Raw genomic sequence first — 9233 nt, 5'->3', positions numbered from 1 at the left:
CAAAAACACTCACCAAAAAGAATAAATATCCTGATTTTAGTGAGTGCTAGAGTCTATTTACCAAGACTCCCTACTTATCTGAAGCCATTGCAAGTGATCTACAGGTCGATGTTTTCTAATCAAAAAAATACGACTTTGTAGAAATCTCTGCTTTTAAATCATGGAGTATCGAATATAAACCAAAGTAGGTTCTATTGACGTAAAGCCCATCTCTTAAACCTCTTGGTTTCTTAGAACTTCTCAGTAATTTTTGGTTTTCTTTGTCGTCTGCCAAAGACGCTATTTCATTGAAGTAATTATCATCGCTGAAATCAAATGTAGGCTTTTGGAAAGGACGAGAAAGGATAGTGATCATGGAAGTGAAAAGACCATCTAATTTTTCCTTTTCCTCAGCACTGTCGTTTTCATAAATGAAATTCATGTTACTGAAAACCTGACTTCTCTTTTCTTTATTTTCCAGATTTTCGATTTTCATCAAATCAAAATAATTATCATAAAATAAGTCTGGAATCACTTTTACACAGCCAAAATCAATAATACCCATTGTGCCATTTTCTTTAAATAAAAAGTTGCCAGGGTGTGGGTCTGCATGTACTTCTTTCATTTTATGAATTTGATAATCATAAAAATCCCAAAGTGCCTGACCAATTTGATTTCTGATTTCTTGAGAAGGGTTGGTAGCGATGAATTCATTCAAATGATCTCCTTCCAACCAATCCATTGTAAGAATTTTCTTCGATGAATATTCAGGGTAATAAGTCGGGAAATGAATATTTTGAATATCCTTGCAAGCTTCAGAAATGGAGATAGATCTTTGTAACTCTAGATCATAATCTGTTTCTGAAAGCAACATGTTTTCGACTTCCTCCATATAATGTTCTACGTCTCTTTCATTCAAACCAACCATTCTTACAGCAATTGGTTTTACCATTTTCAGGTCTGAAGAAACACTTTCTGCTACTCCAGGATATTGTACTTTCACAGCAAAAGTTTTATCACCTAGTGTAGCTTGATGTACTTGCCCGATAGAAGCAGCGTTGACAGCTTCTTTCGAAAAGGTGTCGAATATTTCTAACGGAGCCTTTCCAAAAGCTTTTTGAAATGTTTTGTTGACCAAAGGTAGCGATAAAGGAGGGGCAGAATACTGTGACATTTGAAACTGTTCAGTATAAGCCTGAGGAAGCATATTTTTATCCATACTCATCATCTGAGCTACTTTCAGTGCACTTCCTTTCAGTTCGCTTAATGCTTCATATACATCATTTGCATTCTCCTCATCCAGTGCCTTTTTTCGATCATAGGAAGAATCAATGACACTTTTAGCATAATGCTTCAGATAGTTAGAACTTACTTTTGCTCCAACTTTTACAAATTTACTGACACGTTGAGTTTTTGTAGAAGGGATGCTTTTCTGAACTTTATTTTTTATATCACTCATATTTATTTCTGAAATAAGAATTTAGCAAGAAGAAATGCTGAATCTGTAAAATTAGGTTCAAACAAATCCATAATTAGATTTACACTTTTTTCAATAATCTCATCTGTATTTTCTTTCTCATTAGATTCATCAGAAAGACAATATCTAATGATCAATAATGCCTGATACCAAATGATATCACCATAGTAGTCTGAAATGAAAAAACGGTCTGCCACTTCTCCCGTCTCAATTCCACTTTTTATAATACTATTGGTGTTATTTAAAAATACATTTTTTAATACAGACGATCTTTCGTTTAATATACTTAACTCAAAAATTGAATGAATGTTTGCTGAATATTCATAAAAAACCTCGTCTTTTTTTAAAACTTCTGCATAGTTATAAAAGAAGGAAAGCAATTTTTCTCTCACAGAATATTCTTCATAATTAGGATCATTGGCTGAATGTTGAAAGGCTGTCATAATTCCACCTTTCCAGATCTGAGTTTCTATCTTATTTACATCTTTAAATTCTTCCAGTATTTCTGTTTTGTCATCTTCTAACTCATTTGATATTAGATCATTAACAGAATTTGGACGTTTGTTATGTGACAAAATAAAGTTGATATAAGATAATTCTATTTTTTTTGAAATTTCACTCATATTGTTTAGGTATTTTAATAAATGTATGTTAATTTCATAATCGAAGTTTGTTTGTTAGTTTAGTTTATTAAAGTGGAAGGAACCTCTGATTTTCGGGGGTTTCTTTTTTATTTATAGACAAAACGAACACTTTTAAGTAACGCATCTTCAATTATTTTTGTCTCTACAACGCTAAAAGCACTTGATAGGTTGTTCAATTTGAGTTTTAGGTGTTTTACTCTTTTTATGAGAAATAGAGTTATGTCGCATAATGAATAAAACTCAACGTAAACATACTTATCGAGGGATTGTTTAGTATTGTCAAAGGTTTAATTAACTTTGTAGAAATACAAAAACAATCAAACCTTTTTATCGTGGACAACAATAAAAGTGTTGCTTTATTCTCTAAAGCACAGCATAGTATTCCAGGTGGTGTGAACTCACCTGTAAGAGCATTTAAATCAGTAGGAGGAACTCCATTATTTATCAAAGGTGCTGAAGGTGCATACATGATTGACGAAAATGATAATAAATATATCGAATTGATCAACTCATGGGGCCCAATGATTTTGGGACATGCTAATCCAGATATCACAGCGGCGGTTCAAGAAGCAGTAAATAACTCATTGTCTTTTGGTGCACCAACAGCAAAAGAAATCGATATAGCAGAATTAATTTGTGAGATGGTGCCTTCAATTGAGAAGGTGAGAATGGTGAACTCTGGTACAGAGGCTACGATGTCTGCCATTAGAGTAGCAAGAGGATACACAGGGAGAGATAAATTCATTAAGATTGAAGGGTGTTATCATGGACACGGTGATTCATTCTTAATTGCAGCAGGTAGTGGAGCAGTGACAATGGGAGTGCCTAATAGCCCAGGTGTTACTGAAGGTACTGCAAAAGATACATTATTGGCTCCTTATAATGATGTTGAAGCTATTGAAAAATTGGTAGCAGAAAATAAAGGTGAAGTAGCGGCGTTGATTATTGAACCTGTTCCAGGTAATATGGGATTGGTGATTCCAAATGAAGGTTACTTGCAGTCATTGAGAACAATCTGTGACCGCGAAGGTATCGTCCTTATTTTTGATGAGGTGATGACTGGTTTTAGATTAGCCAAAGGTGGTGCTCAAGAAGTATTTGGTGTGACTCCTGATATGACAACTTTAGGTAAAATTATCGGTGGAGGTATGCCAGTAGGTGCCTATGGTGGTAAAAAAGAAATCATGGAATATGTAGCTCCAGCGGGTCCGGTTTATCAGGCAGGTACACTTTCAGGTAACCCTGTAGCAATGGCAGCAGGTCTTACTATGTTGAATTACCTAAACGATCACCCTGAAGTTTACACAGAATTAGCTCAAAAAGGAGAAAAATTAGCACAAGGTATCAAAGAAATCTTAGATGCTAAGCAGTTGCCTTATCAAGTTACTTTACTTGGATCTATGATCTGTATTTTCTTTACGGCTGAAAAAGTGGAGAATTTTGCAGATGCTCAAACTACAGATACAGAGAAGTTTGGTAAATTCTTCCATGCCATGCTTGATAATGGTGTTTACTTACCACCATCACAATATGAAAGCTGGTTTATGTCAGTGGCATTAACAGAAGAGAATATCGATTCAATTTTAAAAGCAATAGACAAATCATTGGATGTTGCAAACCAGTAATTTATGAGTCAAAAACGAAAAGGTTTTCATAAATCAAAAAATGTTGTCACTTGTAATAAGTTCAAGTGGCAACACATTTTTTTATACGGACTTCGATTAGAGAAGTCAAAATGTCCGGTTTGTAAGAAAAAGAACCTCCCAGAATATTCAGATAAAGAAAAGATGTTTATTGATTTGGGTTTTGGTTTTATTTTCGCAACTCTTTTTGTTACCTTACCTAGTCTTTTAGATTTAGTAGGCATTCAAATCGGAAATCTACTCTCAGCTTTAGTGACTATAGGGATAGTATTGCTTCTTCGTGAAATATACTCATCTTTATGGCCTAAGAAGATTCATTAAACTTTCATTATATTCTATAGTATTAATTAAATGAGAAATACTTTAAAATCAATCCTAATTGCAGGTGCTTTATCCGCACAGCTTGGAGTTGCTAACGTTGCTTCAGCACAAGACCCATTAAGAGGAGCTCCTGAAAACTGGTTCAATTTAGATTACTCAACTGACAGTGTTTATGGGGTTGGAACAGAACGAGCTTATAAAGAAGTTCTAAAAGGTAAGAAGAGCAAGAAAGTCGTTGTTGCAGTTATTGACAGTGGTATTGATATTGACCATGAAGATCTTAAATCTGTAATTTGGGTGAATCCAAAAGAGACAGCAAATGGTCAGGATAGTGATAAAAACGGATACACTGATGATATAAATGGGTGGAACTTCATTGGAGGAAAAGACGGTTCATTTGTCAATGAAGAAAACCTAGAAGTAGCACGTTTGTATGGCACTTTAAGCAAGCAATTTGATGGTAAAGCTGAAGATGAGATTGCTAAATCAGATAAGAAAAATTTCAAACTTTGGTTAGAAGTTAAAGAATCATTTGAAAGCGGTGAAGCGAAGGCAAACGAAAATCTTGAATACTACGAGATGTTGTTGCATCAGTTCAAAAGAGGAAAAGCTCTTTTCATAGCTTATTTTGATCTTGATTCTGAAGATGAGTTGCTTGGTGCATTAGAAACTCTAGAAACAGATGACCAAGTATTGGTTAGAATGAAGGGAGTTGTCCAAGAGATGATGAGTAGAGGTGTAACTGAAGACCGAATTCAGAGTGGTGTGGACTACTTCAAAAGCCAAGTGGAGTATAACTACAATCCAGATTTCAATTCAAGAGAAATTGTAGGTGATAATGTTGACGATAAAAAGGAGCGTTATTATGGAAACAATAAAGTTGTAGGTCCTGATGCGTTGCACGGTACTCACGTTGCAGGTATAATTGGTGCTGTGAGAGGTAACGACCTAGGTATTGAAGGTGTGGCAGACAACGTTGAGATTATGGTAGTCAGAACTGTCCCTAATGGAGATGAAAGAGACAAGGATGTTGCGAATTCAATTCGATATGCAGTAGATAACGGTGCTAAGATCATTAATATGAGTTTTGGAAAGCCTTTCTCTCCTGATAAAGCAGAAGTGGATGCAGCAATCAAATACGCTGATTCAAAAGGAGTTCTTTTAGTACACGCAGCAGGTAATGATAATAAGAACACGGATGTTGAGAATAACTTCCCAACAGATAGATATAATAGAAGAGGTACAGCTCGTAATTGGATAGAAGTAGGCGCATCTACATGGCATGTTGACGAGGAGTTACCAGCTTCTTTCTCAAACTATGCAAAGAAAAATGTTGATTTATTTGCTCCAGGCTATAATATCTATTCAACAGTTCCAGGTTCTGAGTATGAAGCATTAAATGGTACAAGTATGGCTTGTCCAGTAGTAGCAGGTTGTGCGGCTGTATTGATGTCTTATTATCCTAACCTTTCTGCTTATCAAGTGAAAAAGATCTTGATGAAAACAGTGACTCCTTTGAAAAATAAAGAAGTTTACAAACCAGGTTACAATGATTTAGATGAAGGTCAAGAGCCTGAAAAAGTGAAGTTTGGTACGCTTTCAGTTACTGGGGGTGTAGTGAACCTTTACGAAGCAGTGAAATATGCAGAAAAGATCTCGAAATAGAGACTGAAGATGATAAAATAAAAAAGGGCTGGAGTTTGATTCCAGCCCTTTTTTGTATCCGTATTATTCAATCAATAAATTATCAATCAACCTTACCTTTCCTAAATGTGCGGCTATTACAATAGCGTAAGAAGCAGGGATTTGATAAGGATCAACAGGTTTTAAATCTGTTGTATTGACTATCTCAAGGTATTCAAGATGGAAGGAAGTATTTTTCTGGAATTTCTGTATTCCCCAGTCTAGCACTTCTTTTGGAGATTGTGAGTTGTCGAGTTTGTTTTTCATCTCACTGATAATCTCATATATAAAAGGACCTTTTGTTCTTTCTTCAGGAGTTAATCTTAAGTTTCTTGATGACATTGCTAGCCCATCATCTTCTCTAACCGTTGGAACACCAATGATTTCAATACCAAAAGAAAGTTCCTTTGTCATTTTTCTGATGATCAGAAACTGTTGTAAATCTTTGAGGCCAAAATAAGCTTTATCAGGGTTCACCATATGAAAAAGCTTACTGACAACAATCCCTACACCGTTAAAGTGTCCAGGTCTGAAAGCTCCTTCTAACTGTTTTTCAATATCTCCAAACTCAAAACCTACTAGATTTTTATTGTCTAATCCAGAGGGGTACATTTCCTCCACAGAGGGTAAAAATATAATATCACACCCAATACTCTCCAAAAGTGCTTTGTCTTCAGTGTGTTTTACAGGGTAATGTTTAAGGTCAATGGCATTGTTAAACTGCGTAGGATTTACGAAAATACTGCAGATTGTAATGTCATTTTCTTTTTTTGATTGACGAATTAATGTTAGGTGCCCTTCATGTAATGCACCCATTGTGGGTACAAAACCGATCGTTTTTTTTGAAAATTTGCAATTATTGACAAATTCTTTTAAGGTACTAACTTTGTTAAAAACGTTCATTTTAGGGGTTGATTTTTTGAAAATAAATTACTAAGTAACTGTAACTATTTACCTTACTTTAATATATTTATGTTGAATTTAAGTAAGTTCTTCCGTACTTTTGCGTAGAAAAGGTGTAAATACGGTAGAATATGTCGAAATTAAAAATTCTTTATGTCTCAAGTGAGATAAATCCATTTTTAAAAACATCAGAGGTTGCAGATTACGTGAGAAAGCTTCCTCAATCGATGCAAGAAAGAGGAATGGAAATCAGAATTATGGTTCCAAGATTTGGATTGATCAATGAGCGTAAGAACAGATTGCATGAGGTAGTGAGACTTTCGGGAATGAACATTGCCGTAGGTGAGGACGAAAAGCCGCTAACAATTAAAGTAGCTTCAATACAGAGTGCTAAATTACAAGTATACTTCATAGATAACGAAGATTATTTCCATAGAAAATCAGTATTCAGAGATAAAAAGAGCGACGAGTTCTTCTCTGATAATGATGATAGAGCCGTTTTCTTCTGTAAAGGAGTAATTGAAACAGTTAAAAAATTAGGGTGGGCTCCAGATGTAGTGCACTGTAATGACTGGTTTACAAGTTTTATTCCATTATACTTGAAAACTTCTTACAAAAATGATCCAATGTTCAAAAATGCGAAGACTGTATTTACAGTTTACAATACGCAATTTGATCATAAATTCGATCATGAGCAATTAGCCAATAAAGTGAAAATGCTGGATATTGATGACTCAATGTTATCAGACTTGTCTTCGGCAGATTACAATAGCTTTATCAAAATTGGTTCTGAGTATGCAGATAAAGTAACTAAAGGCAGTCCTGCTATTGATGATGCGGTAGCAGAGGTGTTATCTTCTTACGGAGAGAAACTCACTGAGACGGAGCCAGAAGGTGAAGAGTATGCAGAGTCTTATTATGACATTTATACTGGATTAGCTGAGTAATGTAAGCTTTTTTAGTGTTTTTTATAGAAAAAAGGTAGTCGATGTAAAAACGACTGCCTTTTTTGTTTGTGTGCTATAAGAATATTTGCAATTTTTGTCCTCACGTATTTTTTATTAGGTTTTCAACCATTTTAAACAATCCATTGTCATGGAAAAAGAGGGGTTATGAATTCCCGCTTTTTAACTGATAATTTTCCAGATGAATATAAAAAACTTATACATTAGAGCAATTTCATTCTTTGTAATCATTTTTTGCTTTGCTTGTGAGCGTACGGATCTACAAACAATTATTATTGGAGGAGACCTAATTGATGATGCAACGGTAATGTGTTATGCTGATACTTTTGATATTGAAATAGAAACACATTACAAAGACTCTTTATATACCAAAAATGGAGCATATTTTTTAGCAGGATATGTAGATGAAGGGACGGAGATAGGTAAAACTAAAACTACAGCCTTTACCCAATTAAGTATTGGTTCACAAGAAGCTGTAAACTTTAACGATAGAACACTAGATTCAATCTCATTGTCATTGGCACTTGAAAAAACATCACTTTACGGTGATACAACTCAAGCTTTGACTCTTGAAGTCTATGAATTATTAGATGATATTCAAGGAGATTCAATTGATTATTATTCAAATGATGAAGTAAGATACGCTGACACGCCAATTGGTACAAGAACTTTTAAAGTTTCTGATATTACAACTGATACTGTAAATATTAAATTGGACAGCCTTTTTGGTATTAAAATCATGGAAGGTGCTGAATATGCGAATCAGGAAGAGTTTGCAAAGCATATCAAAGGGTTAGCTGTAAAGGTAAAGGATTCTCAAACGCCAGCTTGGGCAGGTAAATACAGTCTTGAGAACTTTGGTACAGTAGTTACTATGAACATGCATTACTTTGGAGAGTCTGAAGGTGACACTTTAAGAGATATATTCTACTTTGGTTTCAATCAAAGATTTAATAATATACAATATACTCCTGGTACGTTAACAGAGAATATTAAAATAGGTGATGTTGTGAAATCTGAGGATTCCAACAACTTAGGCTTTGTTTTTGAAGGTACAGGAATGGTAGCACGTGTTAAATTCCCTTCTTTAGTCAATTTAATGAAAAAAGAAGATGGAACTTTAAGAGAAGTGCATATCAATAAAGCTGAATTAGCGATTTCAGCAGTAGGTCCTACAGATGAAGGTAATAAAATTTACCCAGCGTCTAATTTACTGCCGCCATCAGGACTCTATTTCGGTTTTATGAATGAAGATGGTTCAATTCAAACTGTGACCAGTGAATCATCACAATATAAATTATTGCAAGCCCAATTCCCTTCTTCAGGAGATTATCAAATTGGCTACAATTCTAATACGCAAACATACTCTTGGGCAAAATTAGCCCAACACTTACAAGAAAGAACATTTAGAGAGGCTGAAGGTTTGCCTCTTGATGATGATGGTCTCGTTATATTACCTAACCAACAATCTTCTTCGATTCGTAAGCTAGTATTTGCTGGAGATAAAAGTGATCTTTTACATCCATTAAATGGACAGCCGATGAAAATGAGGTTGATTGTTTACTATGCTGTATTTAACGACCCTACATTTAACTGTAAATAGGGGAGTTATTATTAT

The 9233-nt window shown here is 34.7% G+C and carries 8 protein-coding genes; 5 read left to right on the top strand and 3 right to left on the bottom strand.

What is annotated here, in order from left to right; genetic code table 11:
* Window positions 1-115 precede the first annotated feature (115 nt).
* A complete protein-coding gene (locus HHU12_RS22845) occupies window positions 116-1438 on the bottom strand; it encodes an ABC1 kinase family protein (protein ID WP_169659061.1) in 1323 nt (440 codons plus the stop codon).
* Between the two features lie 2 nt (window positions 1439-1440).
* Complete coding sequence (locus HHU12_RS22840; RefSeq protein ID WP_169659060.1) at window positions 1441-2079, bottom strand: hypothetical protein; 639 nt, start codon at window positions 2077-2079, stop codon at window positions 1441-1443.
* A gap of 353 nt (window positions 2080-2432) precedes the next feature.
* Between HHU12_RS22840 and hemL the strand changes: the two genes are divergently transcribed.
* The 3 genes from hemL to HHU12_RS22825 are packed head-to-tail and all read left to right on the top strand — an operon-like array spanning window position 2433 to window position 5729.
* A complete protein-coding gene (hemL, locus tag HHU12_RS22835) occupies window positions 2433-3725 on the top strand; it encodes a glutamate-1-semialdehyde 2,1-aminomutase (protein ID WP_169659059.1) in 1293 nt (430 codons plus the stop codon).
* Window positions 3726-3728: 3 nt separating this feature from the next.
* Entirely contained in the window at window positions 3729-4064 is a 336-nt protein-coding gene (locus HHU12_RS22830; RefSeq protein WP_169659058.1) for a hypothetical protein, read from the top strand.
* A gap of 30 nt (window positions 4065-4094) precedes the next feature.
* The gene (locus HHU12_RS22825; protein ID WP_169659057.1) at window positions 4095-5729 is read left to right on the top strand and encodes a S8 family peptidase; all 1635 of its coding nucleotides are present in this window, start codon (window positions 4095-4097) and stop codon (window positions 5727-5729) included.
* A 63-nt stretch (window positions 5730-5792) separates the two neighbouring features.
* Here the strand turns inward: HHU12_RS22825 and panC are convergent, their stop codons facing one another.
* On the bottom strand, window positions 5793-6650 hold the full coding sequence (gene panC, locus HHU12_RS22820) for a pantoate--beta-alanine ligase (RefSeq protein WP_169659056.1): 858 nt from the start codon (window positions 6648-6650) through the stop codon (window positions 5793-5795).
* 131 nt (window positions 6651-6781) lie between these two features.
* Here panC and HHU12_RS22815 point away from each other — a divergent pair, with 131 nt between their 5' ends.
* Both HHU12_RS22815 and HHU12_RS22810 read left to right on the top strand, forming a co-directional pair.
* A complete protein-coding gene (locus HHU12_RS22815; RefSeq protein WP_169659055.1) occupies window positions 6782-7597 on the top strand; it encodes a glycogen/starch synthase in 816 nt (271 codons plus the stop codon).
* A 199-nt stretch (window positions 7598-7796) separates the two neighbouring features.
* Entirely contained in the window at window positions 7797-9218 is a 1422-nt protein-coding gene (locus HHU12_RS22810; protein ID WP_169659054.1) for a DUF4270 family protein, read from the top strand.
* Window positions 9219-9233: the final 15 nt, after the last annotated feature.

This window comes from Flammeovirga aprica JL-4, assembly GCF_012844305.1.
In the GTDB taxonomy this organism is placed as follows: domain Bacteria; phylum Bacteroidota; class Bacteroidia; order Cytophagales; family Flammeovirgaceae; genus Flammeovirga; species Flammeovirga aprica.
The sequence above is the reverse complement of the archived record's forward strand: the minus strand, read 5'-3'. Positions and strand labels throughout refer to the sequence as shown.

Excerpts from the sequence above, each read along its gene's own strand:
- HHU12_RS22830 (WP_169659058.1), top strand. The coding sequence starts at position 3,729 with ATGAGTCAAAAACGAAAAGGTTTTCATAAATCAAAAAATGTTGTCACT.
- HHU12_RS22815 (WP_169659055.1), top strand. The coding sequence starts at position 6,782 with ATGTCGAAATTAAAAATTCTTTATGTCTCAAGTGAGATAAATCCATTT.
- HHU12_RS22825 (WP_169659057.1), top strand. The coding sequence starts at position 4,095 with ATGAGAAATACTTTAAAATCAATCCTAATTGCAGGTGCTTTATCCGCA.
- panC (WP_169659056.1), bottom strand. The coding sequence starts at position 6,650 with ATGAACGTTTTTAACAAAGTTAGTACCTTAAAAGAATTTGTCAATAAT.
- HHU12_RS22840 (WP_169659060.1), bottom strand. The coding sequence starts at position 2,079 with ATGAGTGAAATTTCAAAAAAAATAGAATTATCTTATATCAACTTTATT.
- HHU12_RS22845 (WP_169659061.1), bottom strand. The coding sequence starts at position 1,438 with ATGAGTGATATAAAAAATAAAGTTCAGAAAAGCATCCCTTCTACAAAA.
- HHU12_RS22810 (WP_169659054.1), top strand. The coding sequence starts at position 7,797 with ATGAATATAAAAAACTTATACATTAGAGCAATTTCATTCTTTGTAATC.